Annotated in this window: 21 protein-coding genes; 9 read left to right on the plus strand and 12 right to left on the minus strand. The window is 76.5% G+C overall.

Translation table 11 applies throughout. The annotated features are described in order from the left end of the window. Positions 1 to 20 precede the first annotated feature (20 nt). The gene (locus ACF1BH_RS07630) at positions 21 to 356 is read right to left on the minus strand and encodes a DUF6204 family protein (protein WP_391641490.1); all 336 of its coding nucleotides are present in this window, start codon (positions 354 to 356) and stop codon (positions 21 to 23) included. Between the two features lie 245 nt (positions 357 to 601). Between ACF1BH_RS07630 and ACF1BH_RS07635 the strand changes: the two genes are divergently transcribed. After that, on the plus strand, positions 602 to 1,525 hold the full coding sequence (locus ACF1BH_RS07635) for an NADP-dependent oxidoreductase (RefSeq protein ID WP_391641491.1): 924 nt from the start codon (positions 602 to 604) through the stop codon (positions 1,523 to 1,525). Positions 1,526 to 1,741: 216 nt separating this feature from the next. Here the strand turns inward: ACF1BH_RS07635 and ACF1BH_RS07640 are convergent, their stop codons facing one another. The 3 genes from ACF1BH_RS07640 to ACF1BH_RS07650 all read right to left on the minus strand — a co-directional run bounded on the left by ACF1BH_RS07640 (position 1,742) and on the right by ACF1BH_RS07650 (position 4,643). Continuing rightward, a complete protein-coding gene (locus ACF1BH_RS07640) occupies positions 1,742 to 2,092 on the minus strand; it encodes a VOC family protein (RefSeq protein WP_391641492.1) in 351 nt (116 codons plus the stop codon). Positions 2,093 to 2,191: 99 nt separating this feature from the next. Then, the gene (locus ACF1BH_RS07645) at positions 2,192 to 3,007 is read right to left on the minus strand and encodes a methyltransferase domain-containing protein (protein ID WP_391641493.1); all 816 of its coding nucleotides are present in this window, start codon (positions 3,005 to 3,007) and stop codon (positions 2,192 to 2,194) included. 151 nt (positions 3,008 to 3,158) lie between these two features. Next, complete coding sequence (locus ACF1BH_RS07650) at positions 3,159 to 4,643, minus strand: bifunctional phosphatase PAP2/diacylglycerol kinase family protein (protein WP_391641494.1); 1,485 nt, start codon at positions 4,641 to 4,643, stop codon at positions 3,159 to 3,161. Between the two features lie 203 nt (positions 4,644 to 4,846). Here ACF1BH_RS07650 and ACF1BH_RS07655 point away from each other — a divergent pair, with 203 nt between their 5' ends. From ACF1BH_RS07655 to ACF1BH_RS07665, 3 genes are all read left to right on the plus strand, one after another. Next, positions 4,847 to 5,287: a GNAT family N-acetyltransferase gene (locus ACF1BH_RS07655; RefSeq protein ID WP_391641495.1), complete on the plus strand. Its 441-nt coding sequence runs from the start codon at positions 4,847 to 4,849 to the stop codon at positions 5,285 to 5,287. Between the two features lie 386 nt (positions 5,288 to 5,673). After that, complete coding sequence (locus ACF1BH_RS07660; RefSeq protein ID WP_391641620.1) at positions 5,674 to 6,876, plus strand: aminotransferase class I/II-fold pyridoxal phosphate-dependent enzyme; 1,203 nt, start codon at positions 5,674 to 5,676, stop codon at positions 6,874 to 6,876. A 26-nt stretch (positions 6,877 to 6,902) separates the two neighbouring features. Next, positions 6,903 to 8,006 (plus strand): MBL fold metallo-hydrolase, encoded by a 1,104-nt coding sequence (locus ACF1BH_RS07665; RefSeq protein WP_391641496.1) that lies wholly within the window; start codon positions 6,903 to 6,905, stop codon positions 8,004 to 8,006. Between the two features lie 7 nt (positions 8,007 to 8,013). Here the strand turns inward: ACF1BH_RS07665 and ACF1BH_RS07670 are convergent, their stop codons facing one another. Both ACF1BH_RS07670 and ACF1BH_RS07675 read right to left on the minus strand, forming a co-directional pair. Continuing rightward, positions 8,014 to 8,649 carry a DedA family protein gene (locus ACF1BH_RS07670; protein WP_391641497.1) on the minus strand — a complete coding sequence of 212 codons (636 nt, stop codon included), beginning with the start codon at positions 8,647 to 8,649 and terminating at the stop codon, positions 8,014 to 8,016. Further along, on the minus strand, positions 8,646 to 9,437 hold the full coding sequence (locus tag ACF1BH_RS07675) for an MBL fold metallo-hydrolase (RefSeq protein WP_391641498.1): 792 nt from the start codon (positions 9,435 to 9,437) through the stop codon (positions 8,646 to 8,648). The genes ACF1BH_RS07670 and ACF1BH_RS07675 overlap by 4 nt, the downstream gene beginning before the upstream one ends. A 179-nt stretch (positions 9,438 to 9,616) precedes the next feature. On the opposite strand from ACF1BH_RS07675, the gene ACF1BH_RS07680 reads away from it, so the two are divergent. After that, positions 9,617 to 11,728 carry an alkaline phosphatase family protein gene (locus ACF1BH_RS07680; RefSeq protein WP_391641499.1) on the plus strand — a complete coding sequence of 704 codons (2,112 nt, stop codon included), beginning with the start codon at positions 9,617 to 9,619 and terminating at the stop codon, positions 11,726 to 11,728. Between the two features lie 66 nt (positions 11,729 to 11,794). Here ACF1BH_RS07680 and ACF1BH_RS07685 read toward each other — a convergent pair whose 3' ends face one another. After that, a complete protein-coding gene (locus tag ACF1BH_RS07685) occupies positions 11,795 to 12,568 on the minus strand; it encodes a DUF1326 domain-containing protein (RefSeq protein WP_391641500.1) in 774 nt (257 codons plus the stop codon). 394 nt (positions 12,569 to 12,962) lie between these two features. Between ACF1BH_RS07685 and ACF1BH_RS07690 the strand changes: the two genes are divergently transcribed. Then, complete coding sequence (locus ACF1BH_RS07690) at positions 12,963 to 14,378, plus strand: amino acid permease (RefSeq protein ID WP_391641501.1); 1,416 nt, start codon at positions 12,963 to 12,965, stop codon at positions 14,376 to 14,378. A gap of 135 nt (positions 14,379 to 14,513) precedes the next feature. Then, entirely contained in the window at positions 14,514 to 14,822 is a 309-nt protein-coding gene (locus ACF1BH_RS07695) for a 4a-hydroxytetrahydrobiopterin dehydratase (protein WP_391641502.1), read from the plus strand. 19 nt (positions 14,823 to 14,841) lie between these two features. Here ACF1BH_RS07695 and ACF1BH_RS07700 read toward each other — a convergent pair whose 3' ends face one another. The 5 genes from ACF1BH_RS07700 to ACF1BH_RS07720 all read right to left on the minus strand — a co-directional run bounded on the left by ACF1BH_RS07700 (position 14,842) and on the right by ACF1BH_RS07720 (position 20,441). Then, complete coding sequence (locus tag ACF1BH_RS07700; RefSeq protein ID WP_391641503.1) at positions 14,842 to 15,942, minus strand: YihY/virulence factor BrkB family protein; 1,101 nt, start codon at positions 15,940 to 15,942, stop codon at positions 14,842 to 14,844. A 117-nt stretch (positions 15,943 to 16,059) separates the two neighbouring features. Beyond that, positions 16,060 to 16,578 (minus strand): DUF6286 domain-containing protein, encoded by a 519-nt coding sequence (locus ACF1BH_RS07705; protein ID WP_391641504.1) that lies wholly within the window; start codon positions 16,576 to 16,578, stop codon positions 16,060 to 16,062. A gap of 314 nt (positions 16,579 to 16,892) precedes the next feature. Then, positions 16,893 to 17,753: an endo alpha-1,4 polygalactosaminidase gene (locus tag ACF1BH_RS07710; RefSeq protein WP_391641505.1), complete on the minus strand. Its 861-nt coding sequence runs from the start codon at positions 17,751 to 17,753 to the stop codon at positions 16,893 to 16,895. Between the two features lie 138 nt (positions 17,754 to 17,891). Further along, positions 17,892 to 19,340, minus strand: a complete 1,449-nt coding sequence (locus tag ACF1BH_RS07715) for a cryptochrome/photolyase family protein (RefSeq protein WP_391641506.1) — start codon at positions 19,338 to 19,340, stop codon at positions 17,892 to 17,894. Between the two features lie 51 nt (positions 19,341 to 19,391). Then, positions 19,392 to 20,441 (minus strand): DUF1266 domain-containing protein, encoded by a 1,050-nt coding sequence (locus ACF1BH_RS07720; RefSeq protein ID WP_391641507.1) that lies wholly within the window; start codon positions 20,439 to 20,441, stop codon positions 19,392 to 19,394. Between the two features lie 125 nt (positions 20,442 to 20,566). Here ACF1BH_RS07720 and ACF1BH_RS07725 point away from each other — a divergent pair, with 125 nt between their 5' ends. Next, the gene (locus ACF1BH_RS07725) at positions 20,567 to 21,544 is read left to right on the plus strand and encodes a class I SAM-dependent methyltransferase (RefSeq protein ID WP_391641508.1); all 978 of its coding nucleotides are present in this window, start codon (positions 20,567 to 20,569) and stop codon (positions 21,542 to 21,544) included. Positions 21,545 to 21,667: 123 nt separating this feature from the next. Beyond that, the gene (locus ACF1BH_RS07730) at positions 21,668 to 22,120 is read left to right on the plus strand and encodes a hypothetical protein (RefSeq protein ID WP_391641509.1); all 453 of its coding nucleotides are present in this window, start codon (positions 21,668 to 21,670) and stop codon (positions 22,118 to 22,120) included. The last annotated feature ends 523 nt before the right edge of the window (positions 22,121 to 22,643 follow it).

Consider the following 22,643-nt stretch of genomic DNA (forward strand, 5'->3'; position numbering starts at 1 on the left):
GGCGGGGCGTCCTGCGGGCGTCAGCGGCCCTTCCGGTTGATCTTCATGGTGTCCATGTCCGTGGCCTTGGCGCGCAGATTGCGGTAGCCGTGCCCGGCCGCCCGCAGCGCCGCCTCCGCCTTCTCCTCGGCGAGCGCCGCGGCCATCTCCTCACCGTCCTCGGCGTCCGAGACGATGGTGTAGCGGTAGCTGAACGACACCAGCGCGGTGTCGTAGACCAGCGACCCCTCGGGCGTGAACCGCAGCTGCGCCATCCCGTGGTCGTCCACCTCCGCGAGGAGGGTGGCGCGGGACGCCTCCGACAGGCGGTCCCAGTTGCCGCGGACGATCACTCGGTAGGTGTGCTGCGCTGCCATCGGCCCGACTTCCGTGTTCCGTGCGGTGCGGGGCGCCGGCCGCCCCGTATCCGTACCGCCCCGGCGCCGCCGGGAGGCGCGGTCAGCGTAGACGGGCGGGGGCGGCGCCGCGCGCGAATTTCCCGGCGGCGGGCGGACGGGACGCCCCCGGCCCCGCCGCCCCGTCCGCCGCGGCGTCCGGAAATTCCTCCGGAGAGACCAGCCGGACACGGAATCTTCTCGGATGGTTACTCGTTGTGACGAATATGAAGGCAATCATCGCGAACAGTTACGGCGGCCCCGAGGTTCTCACGCTCGCCGACCGCCCCGACCCCAAGGTCGGCCCCGATTCCGTCCTCGTCCGCGTGCGGGCCGCCGGGGTCAACCCCGTCGACTGGAAGGTCGTCGCCGGTGCGCTCGATCCGATGATGGACGCGTACTTCCCGCTCATCCCGGGCTGGGACGTGGCCGGAGTGGTGGTGGGCGTCGGCGCCGACGCCACCGAATTCGCGGTCGGCGACGAGGTCATCGGCTATGTCCGCAAGGACGCCGTCCAGCACGGCACCTACGCCGAGTTGGTCGCCGCACCGGTGCGCACCCTCGCCCGGCGCCCGGCGGCGCTCAGCCGGCAGCAGGCGGCGGGGCTGCCGCTCGCCGGGCTGACCGCCTATCAGTCGATCCGCCGGGTCGGGCTGCGCCACGGTGAGACGGTGCTGGTCCATGCGGCGTCCGGCGGTGTCGGCTCGCTCGCCGTGCAGATCGCCGTGGCGGAGGGCGCCCGCGTCATCGGCACCGCGAGCGAGCGCAACCACCCCTTCCTCCGCTCCCTGGGCGCCGAACCGGTGGCCTACGGTCCCGGGCTCGCCGAGCGGGTGCGGGAGTTGGCGCCCGACGGAGTGGACGCGGCGCTGGACTTCGTCGGCGGCGGAGTGGTGGCCGTCTCACAGGAGCTTCTCAAGGACCGGTCCCGGGTGGCGTCGATCGTCGACGGCGAGGTGACCGCCCGGGGCGGACACCTGGTGTGGGTGCGGCCCGACAGCGCCGATCTCACGGCTCTCGCCGCGCTGGCGGACGCCGGCCGGCTGACGGTCCCGGTCGAGGCCACCTTTCCGCTCTCCGAGGCGGCCGACGCCTTTCGCCTGAGCCAGGCCGGTCATGTCCGCGGAAAGATCGTTCTGGAGGTGGGGTGAGGGAGGGGGAGTGAGAGGAGTGAGGCGAGGGGGCGGCGTAGGCCGGCAGGGCGGGCCGGGGGCCGGCGCCGCGCGGGTGGCCTCGCGGTGACGGCGGGCACGGGCGATCTCGTGCGGGCGGTGCGGCCGTCGGCGCGAGGGGCCGGGGCCGCACCGCCCGTCCGTCTGTCCGTTGCTCCGTCTCGTCCGCTCGTCTGCCGGTCCGCCCCCGGCGCGTCAGCCGCCCTGCCGGTCGACGTATTCGAAGATCGAGCCGTCGGGGTGGCGGGCGATGAGGTTGCGGCCGATCGGTGTGGGCAGCGGGCCCGCGATGATCTCCGCGCCGACCGCCCGCAGATCCGCCACCGCCTCGTCCACATCCTTGACGGCCAGCGTCGCGGTCACCTTCGACAGCACCGAAAGCTCCGCCTCCGGCCCGCTCATGAGGAAGAAACAGCCCACCGCCGCGACCGCCACCGGGCCGCGCTGGAAGCGCACGGCCTCGGTCCCGGTCAGTCGCTCGTACACACCGACGGCGGCGTCCAGATCGCCGACGCACACCCGCAAGGAGGTCCCCAGAATGTCCATACGGGGCAGGGTAGTTGAGCAGGTGGGCGGTGCGCGATCGCCGGACGGGGGAGATCGGCCGGGCGGGCGCGGCGGCCCGCGCCGGCGCCTCCCGGGGCGTCAGACCCGGCAGAGGAGTTCGCCGTGCAGCACCGCGAACCAGGCGTCCTCCTCGGCGCCCCACGCCCGCCAGGCCGCCGCGATCTCCGTCAGCTCCCGCGGGGTGGCGTGGCCGCCGTCCACCGCCAGCTCCGCGTAGCCCGAGGAGACCGTGCGGTCCGCCCAGAGCCCGCTCCACCAGGCACGCTCCTCGGGGGTGCGGTAGCACCAGGTGCCGGCGGTCGCGGTGACCGCCTCCGGGGCGAAGCCCGCCTGCCGCGCCCAGGCGTGCAGACGCCGGCCGGCGTCCGGCTCCCCGCCGTTGGCGCGCGTCACCCGCTCGTAGAGGTGCAGCCAGGCGTCCATGCCGGGGACCTCCGGGTACCACGTCATCGCCGCGTAGTCCGCGTCGCGCACGGCGACGATGCCGCCGGGCCTGGTCACCCGGCGCATCTCCCGCAGTGCCTGGACGGGGTCGCCGACGTGCTGGAGCACCTGATGGGCGTGGGTCACGCAGAAGGTGTCGTCCGGGTGGTCCAGCGCGTGGACGTCGCCGACCGCGAAGCGGACGTTGGTCAGGCCCCGGTCCTCGACGGTGGCGCGGGCCTGTTGCAGGATCCCGGGCGCCCGGTCGAGGGCGGTGACCTGCCCGTCCGGCACCAGCGCGGCCAGATCGGCCGTGATGGTGCCGGGGCCGCAGCCGATGTCCAGCACCTTCATGTGCGGGCGGAGCGAATCCAGCAGATAAGCGGCGGAGTTGGCGGCGGTGCGCCAGGTGTGCGAGCGCAGGACGGACTCGTGGTGGCCGTGGGTGTAGACGGCGGTCTCCTGTGGCATGCGGGTCTCCTTCGCGGCGTCGGGCGGCGGCTCCGCGCTGCCGCGGACCGCCCCGGATGCCCCCGGGGCGCCCGCACCGCGGCGACGCGGGCGCCCTCGCGGCGTGGTGGATCCACCGTACGCCGCCATCTCGCATCACGAGAGAGGCATCTCAGGATGCGGGCAGCAGGCGGTAGACCGTCAGCGCCTCGTTCTCCTTCGTCAGCGTCAACGGGCCCGGTGTGGTGGTGACTTCGCCGTCGTACGCCAGATCGGTGCCGTCCGGCAGGCCGCCGATCCGCAGGCTGTGCAGCCGGGCCTCCTTGAGGACGGGGGAGGAGCGCGGGGTGCCGGTCAGGGCCGCCACCAGCAGCCGGGTGCGGGCCAGCCGTCCGGCCCGCACCACCCGCACGTCCAGGACCCCGTCGGCCAGATCGTGGCGCCGTACGGGCGTCAGCCCCAGGCCGCGGTAGGCGCAGTTGCCGACGAAGAGCATCCACAGCTCCATCCGGCGGCCGTTGATCTCGGCGGACACCGGCGTCGCGGTCCGCAGTACGTGCCAGGCGGCGAGCACCCCCGCGGGCCAGGCGCCGATCGTGCCCGCCCAGCGCTCCCGCAGCCGGACCAGCTCCGGATAGGCGCCGATGGCGAAGGTGTTGAGGAAGTGCTGCCCCTCGCGGTGCGGCGCGGCGTGGAAGCGCGCCAGGTCGACGGCGACCGCCTCGCCGTCCTCCACGGCGCGCGCGGCCTCACCGAGCGTCTCGATGCCCAGGTCGTAGGCGAAGTGGTTGTGGGTGCCGCCGGGGAGGACCGCCAGCGGCAGCCCGTGCCGGACCGCGACGGCGGCCGCCGCGTTGACGGTGCCGTCGCCGCCGAGCACGCCCAGCGCGCCACCGCACCGCTTGGCGCTCTCCGCGGCCTCCTCCAGCGCCTTGTCCAGATCGGGGGCGTCCGTCCCGCCGCAGGTGACGACCGTGGCGCGGGGCAGCACCCCGTGCACCTCCGGCGCCCGGTCCGGGCGGGTCTCGCCGCGCTGCCCCGACCCCTGGTTCGCCACCACGAACAGCCCGCGGCCGCCGGGCAGCGCGGGCGCGTCGGCGCGCGGCCGGGCCGGTGGCGCCAGTTGGGCCCGGGTCGGGGCGAGGCCGCGCACCGCGAAGGCGGCCCCGGCGCCGAGCGCGGCGCCCGCCAGCACATCGCCGGGGTAGTGGACCCCCGTGTAGACGCGGGAGAACGCCACGGACGCGGCGAGCGGCGCCAGCGCCAGCCCCCACCACTTGTTCTCGAACGCGACCCCGGTGGCGAAGGCGACCGCGGACGCCGCGTGCCCGGACGGGAACGACGAGGTGAAGGGCTGGCGCCGCAGCCGGCGTATGACGGGCACCGCCTCCAGCAGCGGGCGGGCCCGCCGTACGGAGCGTTTGCCCAGGGTGTTGACGGTCGCGGACGCCACGGCGAGGGAGGCGACGCCGCGGACGGCGGCGCGGCGGGCCGGCCGGCCGCCGAGCGTCGCGGCGCCGGCCGCGAGCCCCAGCCAGAGCAGTCCGTGGTCCGCGCCGCGGGTCAGCCGCGGCAGCACCCGCTGCGCGCCGGGCCACTCGCGCGTGGCGATGGTGTCGAAGAGCCGTCGGTCCACACGGGACAGGAGAGAGCGCATGCGGCCTCTTGTACCCCAGGTGCGGGGCGCGATACGGGGAGGTTGCCGGAACGGGCGCCGCCGTGGCGGGGCGGGGCCGCCGTTCGGCCGTGCGGGCCGGGCGGTCCGGAAGGCGGGTGGCCCGTCGCGCCCGGGCGCTCCCGGCCAAAGACGGTCGCCGAAAACCGGGCGCCTGCCGGGCCCCGGTGTGCTTCTCTTCCCGGATGATCAGAAACCGTGACGCCGCCGACCTCGACGCCTGCGCGGCGGTGCTGGCCGAGGTGCACCGCCACAGCGGCTACCCCCACCACTGGCCCGCCGACCCCGCGGGCTGGCTCACCCCGGACGGCCTCACCGGCGCCTGGGTGGCCGAGCGGTCCGGTGTGATCGTCGGTCACGCCGCCCTGTGCGGCCCGGAGATCAGCCGCCTCTACGTCCACCCCGCCGCCCGCGGGCACGGCGTCGGCGGCCTGCTGCTGCGCACCGCCCACGACACGGCGCTCACCCACGGCCGCCCACCGGTCCTGGAGGTCAAGGCCACCGACCACGCGGCCGTCGCCCTGTACGAACGCCACGGCTGGACCCGCACCGCCACCGAGGAACAGGAGTGGCGGCCGGGGGAGCGGGTGGTGATCCACCGTTACGCGGCGGGCCGCGACGGCTGAGGGAGGCGGTCCGGCTGCGGGACCGGGGCGGGCGCCGGCGGCCCCGGTCCCGCCAGGACCCCGCCCGCCCGGAATCCCGCCGCCCCCCCGGCCCGCCGGCCCGCCCCGCGCCCACCGGTCCGGCGCTCCGCCTCGTACGCCCGCCCCGCCGTTGCCCCATTCGGATGGTGACGGTGTCGTCGGGTCCGGCCGGGCGGGCGGGGCGCGGGCTCCCTTGACGTGTCGGGGGTGTCCGGGGCCCGGGATCTGCCAAGGTGGGCGGGGCCTGATTCATGTGATGGGCCCACGAACGACCCGCGCGGCCGACGTCCGGTCGGCGCACGGCCGATGCCGCGTCCGGCCGTCGGGCGGCCCACCGTCCCGTCGTGTGCACTGTGGAGGTACGGATGCAGCGGACCGCCCCGGATCCGCGGCCGGAGCCCGCCCCGGAACCGTCCGGCCTCCCGGTGCTCCCCGAGCTCGCCGACCGCCTCGCCGCCGCGGCCGGACGCGCCGGACCGGAGCCGTCCGGCGGCTCCCCGGAGCTGCGGGCCGCCGCCGCCGGGTACGCCGGCCGCCGCGGCCCGGCCGCCGCCCCCGACCGTCTGCTCGTCGGCCCCGGCGCGCCCGCCCTGCTGCTGGCGCTGTACGCGGCGGTGGGCGGCGCGGTGGTGCTGCCCCGGCCCTGCGCCGCCTGGTACGCGCCGCCCGCCCGGCTGCTCGGCCGGGCCGTGCATCTGGCGCCCGTACCGGCCGAATCGGGCGGGGCACCGGACCCGTTCGCGTTTCTGGAGACCGTGCGGCGGGCGCGGATGGAGGGGGCGGAGCCCGGGGTGCTGGTGCTGTCCGTCGCCGACGATCCGACCGGGACCTGCCCGCCGCCCGAGCAGCTGCACGAGGTCTGCGAGGCGGCCGTGGGGGAGGGGATGTGGGTGGTCAGCGACGAGACGCGCCGGGATCTGCTGCACGATCCGCACGACACCGTGGTGATCGGCCCCGCCGAGATGCTGCCCGCGGGCGTCGTGGTGCTGAGCGATCTGCGGGCCACCCTGCTGCCCGCGTCCTGGCCGGTCGGGGTCGCGCGTTTCCCCGCGGGCGAGCGCGGCGCCGCGCTGCACGCCGCCGCCCTGGGCGCGTTGACCGCCGCGGCGCCCCCGCTGCCCGGGCCGCTCGCCGACGCCACCGGGTACGCACTCGGCGAACCGGCCGCGGTCCGCGCCCGTACCGCGGCCGCGGCCCGGCTGCACGGCACCCTCGCCGCCGCCCTCTACCGCGTCCTCACCGCCGCCGGGGCGCTCTGCCGCCCCCCACACTCCGGCACCCATCTCTACGCCGACCTCGAACCGCTGCGCCGCCCGCTGGCCGCCGCCGGGGTCACCGGCGCGGCGGCGCTGGAGCGGGAGCTGGCGCCGTGGGCGGCGCGCGGCGGGCACCGCTTCGGCGACGACCCCGGCGCGCTCCGCGTCCGCCTGAGCACCGACGCGCTCCTCGGCCCCGACCCGGACGCCCGCCGCCCCGCCCTGGCCGCCCCCGACCCGCTGCGCACCACCCCGGTCGCCGCGTCACTGGCCCGGCTCGACCACGCACTGACCGTCCTGACCACCGGCTGACGCCCCGCCCGAAAGGGAGCCCCGCGATGACCGAACAGACCGAGCGCTCCGTCCCCGCGTCCCCGCAGACCGCGCCCCCGGGACCGTCCGCGGTGGCCCGGTCCGCCGTCCGGCGCCCCGTCGCACCCGTCCGCCCGGACGCCCCACCGCTCACCGCACCCCGGCCGCCGGGTGAACCCCGTACCTGGCCACGGGACTTCACCGATCGGCTGACCGCGCCGCTGCCCGGCGTCCGGGCGCTGGCCCGGATCGCGCGGGAGGGCAAGCTGCGGCCCGCGCCGGAGACGCTGGCGCAGATCCAGGACCTGCCGTTCGCGCCGGGACCGCTGCCGGCCGCCGGGCCCGCCACCGTCGCCGTCACCTGGGCCGGACACGCCAGCTGGATCGTCCGCATCGGCGGGCTGACCGTGCTGACCGACCCCGTCTGGTCCCGCAAGATCCTCGGCACCCCCGCCCGGGTCACGCCCGTCGGCGTCCGCTGGGAGGATCTGCCGCCGATCGACGCGGTGGTCATCAGCCACAACCACTACGACCACCTCGACGCCCCCACCCTCAAGCGGCTGCCGCGCACCACCCCGCTGCTGCTCCCGGCGGGCCTCGCGCCCTGGGCCCGGCGCCGCGGCTTCACCGCCGTCACCGAGCTGGACTGGTGGGAGGCGGTCGAACTGCCCGCGCCCGGCGGCCCCGTCCGCGTCGACTTCGTCCCCGCGCACCACTGGAGCAAGCGCACCCTCCTCGACACCTGCCGCACCCTGTGGGGCGGCTGGCTGCTCACCGCGCCCGACGGCCGCCGGGTGTACTTCGCCGGGGACACCGGCTACGGCCACTGGTTCGAGGAGATCGGCCGCCGCTACCCGGGCATCGACGTGGCGCTGCTGCCGATCGGCGCGTACGACCCGCGGTGGATGCTGCGGCCGGTGCACACCGACCCCGAGGAGGCGGTCCGCGCCTGCCGGGATCTCGGTGCGCGGGCGCTGGCCCCCATGCACTGGTCGACGTTCCTGCTCTCCGGGGAGCCGCCGATGGAGCCGCTGCACCGGGTCCGCGCCGCCTGGCAGGCCACCGGACGGCCCCGTGAGGACCTCTGGGACCTGCCGGTCGGCGCCTCCCGCGTCCTGCCCGAGGACTGACGTCGCCTCAGCTCTGGCTGCGCGGCTCCCGGGCCCGCGCCCGCCGCCACAGTGCCGGGACCGCACCGACCAGCACCGTCAGCGCCACCGCCGCCGCCACGCCCTGCCACGGGCTGCCGAACAGTGAACCGCCCGCCAGGCCGATCAGCTGGTACGTCGCCGTCCAGGCCAGGCAGGCGGGCGCGTCGCCGCGGGCGAAGGTGCGCAGCGGCATCCGCGAGAGCAGGCACGCCAGCATCACCGGGATCCGCCCGGCCGGCACCAGCCGCGACACCGTCAGCACCAGCACCCCGTGTGTCCGCAGCTGCTCCTGAGCCCGGGCCAGCCGCTCGGGCGCCGCCCGGTCGCGCAGCCGCTCCGGCCACCGCGAACCGCTCCCGGCGCGCAGCCCGCGGGCGCCGAGCCGGTAGAGGCCCAGATCGCCGAGGAACGCCGCGGCCGACGCCACCACGAAGACGCCGAGCAGGGCGACGGGCGAGGTGTGGTGGAAGGCGACCACCGCCGCCGAGCTGACCACCGCACCCGTCGGCACCACCGGCACCAGCGATCCCAGTACCACCAGCAGGAAGAGCGAGGGATAGCCCACCGCCTGCTGTGTCGACTCCGGCGGCACCGTGGCCGCCACCACCCCGGCGAGCGTCATCGCGTGACCACCGGCCGGACCCGTTCGCCGTGCGCGGGCCGGTGGACCCGCACCCCGGGCGCCAGCAGCGCGGCCTGCCGCTCGAACTCCTGGCCCGGCGCATGGAACTCGTGCGGCCGCACCGCGTCGAGGCCGATCGGCCAGTACGTGCCGTAGTGCACCGGCACCGCGCACACCGGACCCAGCAGCGCCGCCGCCCGGGCCGCGCGCCGCGCGTCCAGATGCCCGCTCCCCAGGAACGGCCCCCAGCCGCCGACCGGCAACAACGCCACCTCACACGCCCCGACCGCCTCCGCCATCGCGTCGTACAGCCCGGTGTCGCCCGCGAAGTACGTCCGCGCGGCGCCCCGTACGACATAGCCCAGGGCGGGCACGCGGTGCGGCCCGTACGGCAGCCGCCGTCCGTCGTGGGCGGCCGGGACCGCGGTGACGGTGACCGCGCCCGCGGGGTCCGCCGCGACCGTGTCGCCGGGCACCACCTCCGTCAGCCGCAGCCCGCGCGCGAGCGCGACCCGGCGCAGGGCCGGCACCGCGGCGGGCGCGCCCCGGGGCACCACCACACGGGTGCCGGGCGCGAGCCGGGCGAGGGAGGCGGGGTGGAGATGGTCGGCGTGCAGATGGGAGACGACGACGAGATCGGCGCGGGCGGCCTCGGGCGGCGGCAGGGCGCCGCGGCGGCGCCGCAGATGCGCCAGGCGGCGGGCGAAGAGCGGATCGGTGAGCACCCGCACCCCGGAATCCTCGATCGTCGCGGTGGCATGCCCCCACCAGGTGATCTCCACCGCCACCGCGGACCTCCCGACTCCCGGCGCCGGGCCGACTCCCGCGCGCCGCCCGTCGATCCTGCCTCATCCCCGGCCCGTCCCCGGCCCCGGGGCCAACACGACAGAAGGCAGCACATCCTTCCATTCCCGCCCATCACGGGGCCAAGGTCGGAGACCGTCGCGTATATGACACGCTGGAGCGGATGCCCGTGCCGCCGGCCCGGGAGCGGATCAGGAGCGAGAGGGAGACCGTGACCGGGCGGTGGAGATCCTTCGGCGGCGCCGTGTTGCGTGTGCTCGCCGTCTGGGCCGTGTCCAGCCTCACCCTGCTGGTGCTCGCCGCGGTGCTGCCGGACTTCCGCCTCCAGTCGCCCGGCGGCGACAGCCTCACCCGCACCGCGCTGACCGCCGTCCTCGGCGCCGGCGCCTTCGGCCTCCTCGGCGCGCTGGTCTGGCCGTTGCTGGTCCGCGCGTTTCTGCTGGTCCCCGCCCTCGTCCTGGGCCTGCTGGTCTTCTTCCTCAACGGCTCGCTGCTGCTCGTCGCCCTCGGGCTGCTCCCGGAGGGGCGCGGCCAGGTCGCCCTGGAGACCGCGGTGATCGTCGCCGCGGCGATGTCCGCGACCTCCTCGGCCACCTCCGCCTTCCTCGCCGTCCGCAACGACGAGGCGTACCGCCGGCGGCTGGTGCGGCTCGCCGGACGCCGCGCCCGCCGCGCCGGGGCCGCCGCACCCCGCACCCCCGGCACCCTCTTCGTCCAGCTCGACGGCGTCGGCCACGACCTGCTCCGCGACGCGACCGAGGGCGAGCGGCGGCTGATGCCGACGGTGGCCCGCTGGCGCGCCGACGGCCACCACCTCACGCCCTGGCGCACCGACTGGTCCAGCCAGACCGGCGCCAGTCAGCTCGGCATCCTGCACGGCACCAACCACGACCTGCCCGCCTTCCGCTGGTACGAGAAGGAGACCGGGCACACCCTCGTCAGCAACCGCCCGAGCAGCGCCGCCGAACTCCAGCGCCGGGCGGTGGCCCGCACCGGCCACCCCGGGCTGCTCGCCGACGACGGCGCCAGCCGCGGCAACCTCTTCAGCGGCGGTGCCGACCAGGTCGCCCTCGTCATGTCGGTCGCCGCCCGCCGCGGCCGCGACACCCGCTCCCGCGCCGGATACTTCGCCTACTTCTCCGACCCGGCCAACGCCACCCGCACCGCCGTCTCCTTCGTCGCCGAACTCCTCCGCGAGACCGGCCAGGCGCTCCGCAGCCGGCTGCGGAGCGAGAACCCGCGGGTGGGGCGCGGCGGCCTCTACCCCGTGCTGCGCGCCTTCGCCACCGTCGTCGAACGCGATGTGGTGGTCGCCGCGATCGTCGGCGACCTCCTCGCCGGACGCACCGCCGTCTACGCCGACCTGGTCGCCTACGACGAGGTCGCCCACCACTCGGGCCCCCGCCACCGCGACACCCACCAGGTGCTCCGCAGCCTCGACCGGGCCCTCGCCCTCCTCGCCAAGGCCGCCCGGCACGCCCCGCGCCCGTACCGCATCGTGCTCCTCTCCGACCACGGCCAGAGCCCCGGCGAGACCTTCCTGGAGCGCTACGGGCTGAGCCTCGGCGACCTGGTACGCGCCGGGTGCGGGCTGCCGGTGCCGCGCCGGGTGCGGCGTACCCGCAGCGGCGCCGAGGCGCGGGAGTCCGCGCGGGTGGCCCTGCACCGGCCCGAGGACACCGACGGCCACGCCACCTCCCAGCCGGTGGTGCTGGCCTCCGGCAACCTCGGCCTGGTGTCGTTCCCGGACATGCCCGGCCGGGTCACCCGCGAGGAGCTGGACCGCCGCAACCCGGCGCTGCTCGGCACCCTCGCCAACCACCCCGGCATCGGCTTCCTGCTGATCCGCTCCGCGGAGCACGGCGCGGTGGTCCTCGGGCGCGCGGGCGCCGAGCACCACCTCGACACCGGCCGGATCATCGGTGCCGACCCGCTCGCGCCGTTCGGTCCGGGCGCCGCCGACGCGGTGCGCCGCACCGACGGGTTCCCGCACGTCGCCGACATCATGGTCAACTCCGCCTACGATCCGGCCACCGGCGAGGTCCACGCCTTCGAGGAACAGATCGGCTCGCACGGCGGTCTCGGCGGCGACCAGAGCCGCCCGTTCCTGCTGGCCCCCGCCGAGCTCTCACCCCCGGTCCCGGCCGGCGCCCCGCCCCTGACCGGCGCCGCGGAGGTCCACCAGGTCCTGCGCCGCTGGCTGCGCGAGGCGGCGGAGACCCGCCCGGCGGGCGTTCCGGCCGACGGGGGCGTCCGGGTGGCCGGGGAGGCGTGAGCCCGCCGCCGCTCCGGGAGCCCCCGCTGCCGGGGCCCGGCGCCGGGCCCCGGGCGGGCCGGAGCTCTACGCGGGGCGCCAGTCGAAGGGGAAGTGCTTGCTGGAGCCGCCGCGGTAGGGGTGGGAGAAGTCGAACCCGGTGGCGTGGTCGTCGCGGACCACGCCCCAGGTGGCGACCTGGCCGGGGCCGACCTCGGCGCCGGGGGCGTTGACGGTCTGGACGCGGCGGCCGGGGTCGGCGGTGGGGCCGGTGAGGGCCTTGGCCCCGACCTTGACCTTGCCGGGGATCTCGGCTTCCCAGTACGCGAGATCGGCCGCGGCCTCGAAGCGGATCGGGGCGTACTCGATGCCGCGCAGCTCACCGATGAGCGCCCCGAACGTGCCGGGCCAGCCGCCTTCCTTGCCGGTGAAGAGGCGTTCCAGCGCCTCGCGCTGGGCGGCGTCGGCCTTGGCGTCGAGGTAGAACATGAGCGACATCGTGGCGTCGGGGTCGCCGATCCACATGTTGCCGGTGAACTCGCCGACGGCCACCACACCGAGTCCGGACAGGTCGGTGTCGCCGAAGTGTCCCTCGTGCACCTGCCAGGCCAGCGTGAACAGGCAGTCCCCGTGGGTGGGCGCCTGGGCGAAGGTGCAGGGGCACGGGAGTCCGCAGCTGCACACGTCGAACCACTCGCCGCGCAGCCGCCAGTCCCGGGTGGGCGCCGTGCCCGAGCCGGGGCCCGCCTCGGCCGTGGCCTCCAGCACCGAGCGGACCAGGCCGTGTTCCCCGGTGGCCGTGTCCGCCGGGCCGCTCGCCGTGCTCGTGGTGGTGTCGCATTCGCAGGCGCCTCCGCACATGGAGGTACTCCTTTTCCGTGATGCATACCCCTGCGGGGTATGTCTCCGCCTCAGAGTTGCATACCCCTGGGGGGTATGCAAGAGGATGGGAAGCGTGACTGTTCCCGGGTGCCGGGGGCAGCGGAGGGGGCCGAGGGCGGGTCGCGGGTGTGGCGGCCGGAGCTCCCCGGGGAACGGCCCCCGCCGGCCACCCCGCACGCCCAGGACCAGCGAAGACACCCGTTCGGACGGGGTGACGGGATTTCCGTCCGCCACCCGCCGGGCCGCAGATCCTCCGTCCCGGCGAACGGTTGACGGGAGCATTCGCGGCGATTTTGCGCCGTGCCCCGAACCGGTGACGATGTGCACCAGTCCGGCACACCGGACACCCCGCACGACGAGAGACACCCACTCCATGCACCCCAGCCCCGACGAGCGGTACCCCGGGACGGGTGCGGCCACCGACGCCTCCGCGCCGGTCCGCCGCTTCGGTCTCACCACCGCCACCTGCCTGGTGATGGGCAACATCATCGGCGGCGGCATCTTCCTGCTCCCCGCGTCCGTCGCCCCGTACGGCACCGTCAGCCTCGTCGCCTTCGGCGTCCTCACCCTCGGCGCGATCGCGCTCGCCCTGGTCTTCGGCAAGCTGGCCCGCCGCCATCCGGACACCGGCGGGCCCTACGTCTACGCCCGGGAGGCGTTCGGCGACTTCGCCGGGTTCCTGTCGGCCTGGTCGTACTGGACGCTCACCTGGGTCAGCAACGCGGCCCTCGCGGTCGCCGCCGTCGGCTACGTCCACGTCCTGCTGCCCGGCCACGCGGGGCGCGGCACCGACCTGGTCATCGCGCTGGCCGCCCTGTGGCTCCCGGCCCTCTCCAACCTGGCCGGGACCCGCTACGTCGGCGCCGTGCAGCTGGTCTCGACGGTCCTGAAGTTCGTCCCGCTGCTGTTCATCGCGATCGTCGGGCTGTTCTTCTTCGACCCGGACAACCTCGGCTCGTTCACCGAGGGCACCACCGGCACCCTCGGCGGGCTGTCGGCCGCCGCCGCGATCCTGCTCTACAGCTACGTCGGCGTGGAGTCCGCGGCGATGAGCGCGGGCGAGGTCCGCGACCCGGGGCGCAACGTCGGCCGTGCCACGGTCCTCGGCACCCTCGGCGCCGCCCTCGTCTACCTGCTGGGCACCGTCGCCGTCTTCGGCACCGTCTCCCACGACAGGCTGGTCCACTCCAAGGCGCCGTTCTCGGACGCGGTCAACGCGATGTTCGGCGGCCACTGGGGCGGCACCCTCATCGCCGCCGCCGCCGTCATCTCGATCGTCGGCGCGCTCAACGGCTGGACGCTGATGAGCGCCCAGTCCCCGTACGCCGCCGCGCAGGACGGTCTCTTCCCCCGCGCCTTCCTCACCAAGCGGCGCGGGGTGCCGACCTTCGGCGTGCTCGCCGCCGCGGTGCTGGCCAGCGGCCTGACGGTGATCAACTACCTGCTGGGCTCCGGCGGCGTCTTCGAGATCCTGGTGCTCATCACCACCTTCTCGGCCACCGTCCCGTACCTCCTCGCCGCCGGTGCGCAGATCTACTTCCTGCTCATCGGCGAACGCGACCGGGTCCGCCCGGGCCGCTTCGCCCGCGACCTGGCCATGGCGCTCGCCGCCTTCGCCTTCACCTTCTGGCTCGTCGCCGGGGCCGGATACGCCGCGATCTACCAGGGCGTGCTGTTCCTCTTCGCCGGGATCCTCGTCTACGCCTGGATGGCCGCACGGCGCAAGGGCCGCGGCCCGCACGCCGCGGAGGCGGTACCGGCGCACTCCGGGGACGCCCCCACGCCGTGACCGGACGCCCGGCCCCGCCGCCGGGCGCCCGCCGGGGCCCGCGTGCCACGCTGGAAGCCGGTACGGGCACGGAAACCCGTACCGGCCCGCCCGGGGCGGAGCGGCCGCGCCGGCAGACGACGAGGGAGGACCGGGATGCCCCAGCCGGAACCGCTCAGTGACCAGGACATCGCCGCACGGCTCGGGGAACTGCCGGGCTGGACGGTCTCCGAGGGCCTGCTGCGCCGCGGCTACCACTTCGCGGGCCACTTCCCGGCCGCCGCGATGGTCATCCACATCGCCCAGATCCAGGAGGAGCTGGGCCACCACGCCGACCTGACCCTCGGCTACAACCGGCTCGCGATCGCCGTGAACACCCACAGCGTCGGCGGCCGGATCACCGCCCTCGACTTCGGCCTGGCCCACCGCATCGAGGCCGTCGCCGCGGCGCACGGGGCCGACTGAGCCGCCACGGAGGGTGCCGTCAGCCCGCCCGGCGGGTGACTCCGGGGCCGGGGCGCGGGACCGTGGCGTCCGGCCGCACCCGGGGCTCCGGGGACGGGCCGGGGCCGGGGCCGGGTTCCGGCCCGGGGCCCGACCGCGGCCCGGGCCCGTGCTCCGAGGGCTCCGGCGTCGGCCCGTGCTCCGCAGGCTCAGCCGCGGGCTCCGGTTCCGGCCCGGCCCCGCAGGCGCCGTCGCCGTCCCCCTGCCACCCCGCCCGTCGCAGCTCCACGTTGAACTGGGCGCCCGAGAGCAGCGACAGGTGGGAGAACCACAGCCAGATCAGGAAGACCACCGGCCCGGCCAGCGAGCCGTAGAGCCGGTTGAAGGTACCGACGTACGACGCGTAGAACGTGAACGCCGCCGACGAGACCAGCCACATCAACACCGCGACCACCCCGCCCGGCACGGCGTGCGGCACCCCGCGTGAGGGCGGCGGCCCGGAGCGGTACAGGACCATCACCAACACCACCGCCAGCAGCAACAGCAGCGGCCACTGGAGGAGGTTCCAGGTCTCCTCACCGGCCTCGCCCAGCCCCAGCGCCCGGCCCAGCGCCGTCGCGACCGGCCCGCTCACCAGCAGCGCCACCGCCGAGCTGATGAGCAGCGCGATCAGCAGCAGCGCGGTGGCCAGGATGCGCGGCGCCTTGCGCCACGGCGGCCGGTCGTCCTTCGTACGGTTCATGGCGTGCAGCGCCCGCCGGAACACCGCGAGATAGCTGCACGACGACCAGACCGCGCTGACCAGCGCACCGCCGACCACCATCCACGCGGCGGTCCGCTGATGCGCCATGCCCACCAGCGCCCGCCGCAGCGTGGGGCCGGAGTCGGCCGGGGCCAGCGACGTCAGGTGGTTGATCAGCTGCTCGGTGGCCGGCGGATCGGCCAGCCCGATCAGCGACACCGTCACGATCGTCGAGGGCAGCAGCGCCAGCACGGAGTAGTACGTCAGGCTCGCCGCCCAGTCCGTCACGTCGTCGTGCCACACCGACAGTGGCGTACGGCGCAGCGCCGTACGCCACTGTCGCGCCGTCGGCAGTGCCCGCCGCGACCGGCCGCGGCGCGGAGCGGCCGGGGCGCTCACCCGGACCTCCCGCGCAGACCCGGCGGCGTGCGGTACGGCCCGCGGCGGATACCGCTCCCGGCCATCTCTGTCCGTCCTTACGTGATCGGGGTGTACGTCGGTGGGCGGCGCCGGACGCTACGCGGGGGCGATCCGGATCACCAGACGCGGCGGCCGGACCAGGCCCAGCCGGTCGCGCAGGGCGCGCAGCTCCGCGGTGAGCGCGGCCCGCGCCTCGGCCGGATCGCCGAACACCAGCACCGCCCGGACCACGGCACGACGGCCCCGCACCCGCACCCGGGCCCGCGCGATGCCCGGCACCCGCAAGGTGGCGTCCCGCAGCAGGGCGCCGAACCCGCGCCGGTCGAGGGCGGCGTCCGCGCCGGGCAGCAGCCGCGCCCCGGAGCCCTCCCGCAGCCGGCCCGGCACCAGCGCCAGCGCCACCATCGCCACGCCCAGCAGCGCGACCACCGCGCCGCCCGCCACCAGCCATCCGTCGGTGAGCCGCACCGTGGACACCGCCCCGTCGAGCAGCCCGGCGAGAACCCCCGCCAGGCCGGGTCGCCGCCCGGCCCCCGCCGCCGTCAACGCCGCACAGCACGGCACCACGGCACCCGCCGTCAGCACCGCCCGCCACCGGCGTCCCGCGCGCTCCATCGCCGTCCTCCTCGTTCCCGCTCCTGCTCCGTCCGGGGCCCACCGCTCCGGATCCGCGGCAGCCACGCCGCGCTCCGGGCCCGGCCGCACGGCGGGCGCGCACCACGCGGGGACCCTGCCGCTCCGCGGGAGCGCAGCGACCGCACCCGCCCTGTACGCCACGGTCCCGCCCGCCCCACCGGACACTTCCGGCATCGCGCCCGCCCCTCTCGCCTGCCCACTGTTGTGTGGAAGTCAACCTCATCCGCCGGCCCCCGCGCGCCCGGACCCCGAGGAGTCAGGGGGCGGAGCCCCGGCCCCCTGGGGGACCGCCGTCAGCAGTGCCGGTACACGTACCCGGGCTCCCCCTCGGGCCGCACGTCGCGGTCGCGCAGGGTGAGGGAGAGGCGGTCGCCCCAGCGGCGGCAGCCGGTGGTGAAGTCCCGGGCGCGGTACTCGATGTCGAGGACCCGGCCGTCGTAGGCGGAAAGATAGCGGTCGCACTCCTGGTAGCGGGCGCACTCCTCGGTCACCGCGAAGTCGAAGCCGATCCGGGACCGTTCGTCCAGCAGATCGGCGGTGTTCTTCTGCGCGAAGGCCAGCCCCCGCGCATGGGCCCGCCGCGCCAGCAGCCGGGCGAACGCCGCCGCGTCATCCGCGTCCAGCCGCCCGCCGGAGCGCTCGTACGAATCGAGGTTGTCGGCCTCCACGGCGTCGAAGCCCGCCGTGGCGCAGCCGTCGATCCAGCCGCCCACGACCTCGGCGGCGGCCGTGCGCTTCGCGGGCGTGGACACGTCCAGCAGCGGTTCGTCCCAGTCCTCGTCGATCACCAACGGGCCGTCGTCGCCCTTCTCGTGCAGCAGCAGATCCGGGTGGTGACGCCGCCACCAGCCGACCGCCCCACCGGGCTGGGTCTGGAACGCATTGACGTAACAGACGGTGTAGCGGCCCGCCGCCGGCTTCGCCGTGCGGTCGCGGGAGACCACCCGCACGCCGTCCCGCGGCGGGTACGCGCCGCCCAACTGGTAGTCGAAGACGGCGTCGGCGGGCGGCAGCCGCACCTTTCCGGGCGCGGGGGACGCGGCCGTGGGCCGGGCGTCGGGCGGGCCGTCGGCGGCGGGGGAGCAGCCGGGGACGGCGGTCACCGCGCACAGCAGGGCGAGCAGCGGCACGGAGCGGCGGAACGGGCGGCGCACGACGGCATCAGCTTTCGGTCGGTTCGCCCCGGGACCGGTCGGCGGACCGGGAGCGCGCGGTCCGTGCGCTCGGAGGGGACACCCGAAGCGTACGCACCGGGGTGCGCGCACCTGCCGCGAGCCCCCTGTCCGCCGCTCCTACGCCAGCCCCCGGGCCCGCCGGAACCGGGCCGCCCCCTCGTCCGGTTCCACCACCGGCGCCGGGTAGTCCACCGCGGCCCGCTCCCGGTCGTCCAGCAGCCACGGGCGGTGGACGGCGGCGCCCGGCAGGCCCGCCAACTCCGGGACCCAGCGCCGCACGTACACGCCCTCCGGATCGAAGCGGCGACCCTGGACGACCGGGTTGAGGACCCGGTTGGGGCGGGTGTCGGTGCCGGTGCCCGCGGCCCACTGCCAGTTCAGCTGGTTGTCGGCGAGATCGCCGTCCACCAGCAGATCGAGGAAGTGCCGGGCGCCGATCCGCCAGTCCACGTACAGCGTCTTCGCCAGGAAGCTCGCGGCCAGCAGCCGGGCGCGGTTGTGCATCCACCCCTCGTGCCGCAACTGCCGCAGCGCCGCGTCGACCACCGGATAGCCGGTCCGCCCCGCCCGCCACGCCGCCGCCTCCGCGCCGTCGCCCCGCCGGCGGTCGCCGCGGGGGCGGTACTCCTGCCACGCCGCCGCCGGACGCGCCGCCAGCACCTGGTGGTGGAAGTCCCGCCAGGCCAGCTGCCGGACGAAGGCGCGCGCCCCCGCGTCGTCCCGGTCCGCCGCCGTACGGACCAGCTCCACCGGGGAGACGCAGCCGAAGTGCAGATAGGGGGAGAGGCGCGAGGTGGCGTCGCCCGGCAGATCGTCGTGCCGGTCCTCGTAGGCGGCCAGCCCGGTGCGCCGCCAGGACGCGAAGCGCCGCCGCCCGGCCGTCTCGCCGCCCTCGGGCAGCGCCGGGGACGGACGGCCGCCGGGACACAGCTCCGCCCCGGTGGGCAGCGCCGCCGAGCGCACCCCCTCCGGCACCGCGACGGTGCGCGGCGCGGCCACCACCGCACGCGTCCCCTCGGCCCGCCACCGCCGGAAGTACGGCGTGAACACGGCGAAATGGTCCTTGCCGGGGCCCGTCCGCGTGCCCGGGCCCGGCCTCGATCCGGGCCCCGCACCGGCTCCCGTCCCCGCCCGCGACCCGCCCGACGGGACCACCGCCCCCGGCGGCACCGCCGTGATCACCGCGTCGTGCACCACCAACTGCCGCCCCTCGGCGGCCAGCCGAGCCGCCAACCGCCGCTCCCGGCGCGCCGCGTACCCGGACACCCCCGCCGCGAGATGCACCTCCCCGGCGCCGCACTCCGCCGCCACCCGGCAGGTCTCCGCGACGACTTCCCCCGTACGGAGGATCAGCCGACCGCCCCGGGACCGCAGTCGGGCGTCCAGATCGGCCAGCGCCGCCGCCAGGAACGCGGCACGGTTCGCCGTCACGAAACCGGCGGCGGCCACCCCCGAGTCCACGACGAACAGCGGCACCACCTGGGTCGCGGCCCGCACCGCGGCCCGCAGCACCGGCTGGTCGTGCACCCGCAGATCGGACGTGAACAGACACACCGCGACATCCATGTGCCCACCCTGGCGCATCCGCCGCGCCCCGGGCCGCCGACGCACCCGCCGTCAGGCGAAGGCCAACCCCCGCCACGGCGACGCCGGATCCTGGGTGAGCACCCGGTGCACATGCAGCGCCTCCGCGTACGGGGCGCCGAACCAGCCGTTGTCGAAGGCGAGCATCCGGCCCAGCGCGTACCCGGCCGCGTACGCCTCCCAGGAGTCGTACGCCTCCCGGGCCAGCGCACCGGCCCGCTGCACCGCCTGCTCGGCCTGCGGCGGGGCGCACAGCCGCGCCCCCAGACCCCGGCGGACGAGGTTCACCGCATGGGCGAGATCCAGCGCCAGCACCGACCCCACGCGCCCGTCCGCCGGCAGCAACCCGTCCGTACGGAACCGCTCCTCGTACCGCGTCACCAGCTCCGGCACCTCGGCCGCTTCCTGTTCCGCGGCGTCGCCGTTCCGGCGGGCGCGGAGCGCCGCCTCGGTCTCCGCGGGCAGGAAACCGCCGCCGAGCAACTGCTCCAGCCGCTCCTGAAAGGAGACCGGATCCGTCACCGACCACTGCTCACGCAGCGTCTGCGCGTCCGAGGCATGGTCGAGGAAGACGGTGCCCAGTTCGTTCCACGGCACGCTGTGGTGCACCGCCAGCGGCGCCCCGCAGGCCAGCCCCTGCGCCGGTGGCCCGTGCAGCGGCCCGGTCGCGAGCGTGGTCAGCAGCCCGCCCGGGCGGACGCCGAAGTGGGCGCGCGCCTGGAGCCAGGACGCCCGGTGCGCGGGCGTCGCCATGAGGTACGCGGCCGACGGCGTCCCCGGGTTGACCGCCAGCTGCCACTTGTCGTTCGGCCAGTCCTGCGCCAGTTCTTCGACCGAGACCCGGTCGAAGAACTGCTGCGGCTGCCACGGCGGCAGCATCCCCCGCGTCAGCACCGGCAGACACGTCCCGCCGACCACCGGGTCGTCGTAGACCGGCAGCGGGTCCTGACCCGGCTGCGGCGCCACCAGATAGAGATCCTCGCCCGCCAGGGCCGCGACCTGACCCATCACGTCGCCACGCGCCGTCGCCTCACACAGCCGCCGCTCGGTGTCCGTCGGCGGCATCCACACCGGAGTACCCACCCGCCCGACCTTACGGCGCCCGCCCCGACCCGCCGTCACCAGGGCGTCTCCTGCGGATCACCGGCCGCCTTGCCGGACCGGCAACGAAGCTTGCCCCCGGACGGGGAGCGGTCCAGGCTCACCCCATGACTCACGACGACGCCCGCCCGCACACCCCGGCGCACGGCCATGGCGCGCACGCCCCCGGACACCACCACGGCGACGCCGACATGGACTGGGAGGTGATGGGCCCGCTCCTGGAGAGCGGTGCCGAACTGCACTCCGCCGTCTTCGAACAGGCCGCCGCCTGGCTGGGCACCCTCCTCACCCCGCAGACCGGCCGGCCCGCCGCCCCCGTACGCCGCATCCTGGACGTCGGCAGCGGCCCGGGCGTCGCCACCTGCCTGCTGGCCCGCGCCTTCCCCGAGGCGGAGGTCGTCGCCGTCGACCCCACCCCCGCGCTGCTGGACCGCGCCCGCGCCCGCGCCGCCGCCCTCGGCCTCGCCGACCGCGTCACCACCCACCGCGCCGAACTCCCCGACGGACTGGACGGCGCCGCGGCCCCGGACGGCGGCGGTCACCCCACCGGGCCGGTCGGCGACGCCGATCTCATCTGGTCCAGCCGGACCCTGCACCACGTCGGTGACCAGCGGCGCGCCGTCGCCACGCTCGCCCGCCATCTGCGCCCCGGCGGTGTGCTGGCCCTCTCCGAGGGCGGGCTGCCGCAGCGATTCCTGCCCCGCGACATCGGGCTGGGCCGCCCCGGTCTCCAGGCGCGGCTGGACGCGGTGACCGAGGAGTGGTTCGCGCGGATGCGGGCCGCGCTGCCCGGCGCCGCGGACACCGTCGAGGACTGGCCCGCCTTCCTCGCCGACGCGGGCCTGGACACCCCGCACAGCCGCACCTTCCTCGTCGACCTGCCCGCCCCGCTGTCCGCCGCCGGCCGCGCGTACGTCGCCGCCGGGCTGACCCGCGCCGTCGAGGCGTTCGGCGACGAGCTGGCCCCCGACGACCTGGCCACCGTCACCCGCCTCCTCGACCCGGACGACCCGGCCGGGCTCGCCCGCCGCCCCGACGTCTTCCTGCTCGCCGCCCAGACCGTGCACGCGGCCCGCGCCCGGTAGCCGCCGGCCCGGAACGCCCCGCCCGGCCTGGGGGACGCGGTCCGGCGCCGGTGACATGGCAGCCCCGGTACCCCCTGGTTAAGCTCATTCGGGGGGCCGAGGACCCGATCCAGGGAGGCTCCGATGCATCTGGCGCCCGAACCACGTGACGTCGCCCCGCGCCTCGCCACCGGCGCGTTCATCCTCAACTCCGGTCTGGGCAAACTGAAGGCCGACGACGAGACCGCCGCCGGAATCCACGGCATGGCCTGCACCGCGTACCCGTTCCTGGAGAAGCTCGAACCACGCGCCTTCGTCCGGCTGCTGGCCTGGTCGGAGGTGGCCGTCGGCAGCGCCCTGCTGGCCCCGGTCGTACCGAGCCGCCTCGCCGGCGCCGCGCTCACCGGGTTCTCCGCCGGGCTCGTCGGTCTCTACCTCCGCACCCCCGGGATGCGCGAGCCCGGCAGCCTGCGCCCCACCCAGAACGGCATCCCGCTCGCCAAGGACACCTGGATGCTCGGCATCGGCCTGGGCCTGCTCGGCTCCGGCGCACGCTGGGGCTGTTGCCGCAGGCGCCGCCGCCGCTGCCGCCGCTGAACCGCCCGGCGCCCGCTCCCGCCGGGCGTTCGGCCGGACGGTCCACGCGCGACACGGAAGACTGGGCCGAACGGCCGAACCCGTTCGCGAATACGGGTGCTTCCGCATCACTCGAATGCAGCATGTACGACTGGCCGGTTTGTTCGTTGGACCGGGCGTGACGTCAGCACGCGCCCGTGACCGCGCGCGGCCGGGTGGCCCCGCCGCGCGCCGAGCCGAAGGACCCGGCGGCCCGCCCGGCCGCCGTCCCGCCGGCCGCCGCGCCGCCTGCGCGGGGCCACCGTCCGCCCGCCGTACGCCGGTCCGCGCCCGGCGCATACGCATGCGCCGCCCCACGGCCCCCGGGCGTCCCCCGGTGCCCGGCACCACGGCCCCCGGGCGGCCCGGCCCCGTGCGCCGCGCGTGAACGTCCCCCTGCGACCACGTCCATCACCCGACCCGGCCCCGCCCCTGCGGGCCCGCCCCGGCGGCTGCGCCGCGGGCGGGCCCGCGGGGCACGCGCGTCCCGGCCGGGTCCTTCTCC

The sequence above is a fragment of the Streptomyces sp. NPDC014733 genome, from assembly GCF_043083385.1.
Lineage (GTDB): Bacteria > Actinomycetota > Actinomycetes > Streptomycetales > Streptomycetaceae > Streptomyces.

Coding starts and splice junctions, on each gene's coding strand:
- ACF1BH_RS07650 (WP_391641494.1), bottom strand. CDS start 4,643: ATGCGCTCTCTCCTGTCCCGTGTGGACCGACGGCTCTTCGACACCATC.
- ACF1BH_RS07715 (WP_391641506.1), bottom strand. CDS start 19,340: ATGGATGTCGCGGTGTGTCTGTTCACGTCCGATCTGCGGGTGCACGAC.
- ACF1BH_RS07705 (WP_391641504.1), bottom strand. CDS start 16,578: ATGGAGCGCGCGGGACGCCGGTGGCGGGCGGTGCTGACGGCGGGTGCC.
- ACF1BH_RS07645 (WP_391641493.1), bottom strand. CDS start 3,007: ATGCCACAGGAGACCGCCGTCTACACCCACGGCCACCACGAGTCCGTC.
- ACF1BH_RS07690 (WP_391641501.1), top strand. CDS start 12,963: ATGCACCCCAGCCCCGACGAGCGGTACCCCGGGACGGGTGCGGCCACC.
- ACF1BH_RS07725 (WP_391641508.1), top strand. CDS start 20,567: ATGACTCACGACGACGCCCGCCCGCACACCCCGGCGCACGGCCATGGC.
- ACF1BH_RS07630 (WP_391641490.1), bottom strand. CDS start 356: ATGGCAGCGCAGCACACCTACCGAGTGATCGTCCGCGGCAACTGGGAC.
- ACF1BH_RS07635 (WP_391641491.1), top strand. CDS start 602: ATGAAGGCAATCATCGCGAACAGTTACGGCGGCCCCGAGGTTCTCACG.
- ACF1BH_RS07685 (WP_391641500.1), bottom strand. CDS start 12,568: ATGTGCGGAGGCGCCTGCGAATGCGACACCACCACGAGCACGGCGAGC.
- ACF1BH_RS07665 (WP_391641496.1), top strand. CDS start 6,903: ATGACCGAACAGACCGAGCGCTCCGTCCCCGCGTCCCCGCAGACCGCG.
- ACF1BH_RS07680 (WP_391641499.1), top strand. CDS start 9,617: ATGCCCGTGCCGCCGGCCCGGGAGCGGATCAGGAGCGAGAGGGAGACC.
- ACF1BH_RS07695 (WP_391641502.1), top strand. CDS start 14,514: ATGCCCCAGCCGGAACCGCTCAGTGACCAGGACATCGCCGCACGGCTC.
- ACF1BH_RS07730 (WP_391641509.1), top strand. CDS start 21,668: ATGCATCTGGCGCCCGAACCACGTGACGTCGCCCCGCGCCTCGCCACC.
- ACF1BH_RS07655 (WP_391641495.1), top strand. CDS start 4,847: ATGATCAGAAACCGTGACGCCGCCGACCTCGACGCCTGCGCGGCGGTG.
- ACF1BH_RS07640 (WP_391641492.1), bottom strand. CDS start 2,092: ATGGACATTCTGGGGACCTCCTTGCGGGTGTGCGTCGGCGATCTGGAC.
- ACF1BH_RS07660 (WP_391641620.1), top strand. CDS start 5,674: ATGCAGCGGACCGCCCCGGATCCGCGGCCGGAGCCCGCCCCGGAACCG.
- ACF1BH_RS07670 (WP_391641497.1), bottom strand. CDS start 8,649: ATGACGCTCGCCGGGGTGGTGGCGGCCACGGTGCCGCCGGAGTCGACA.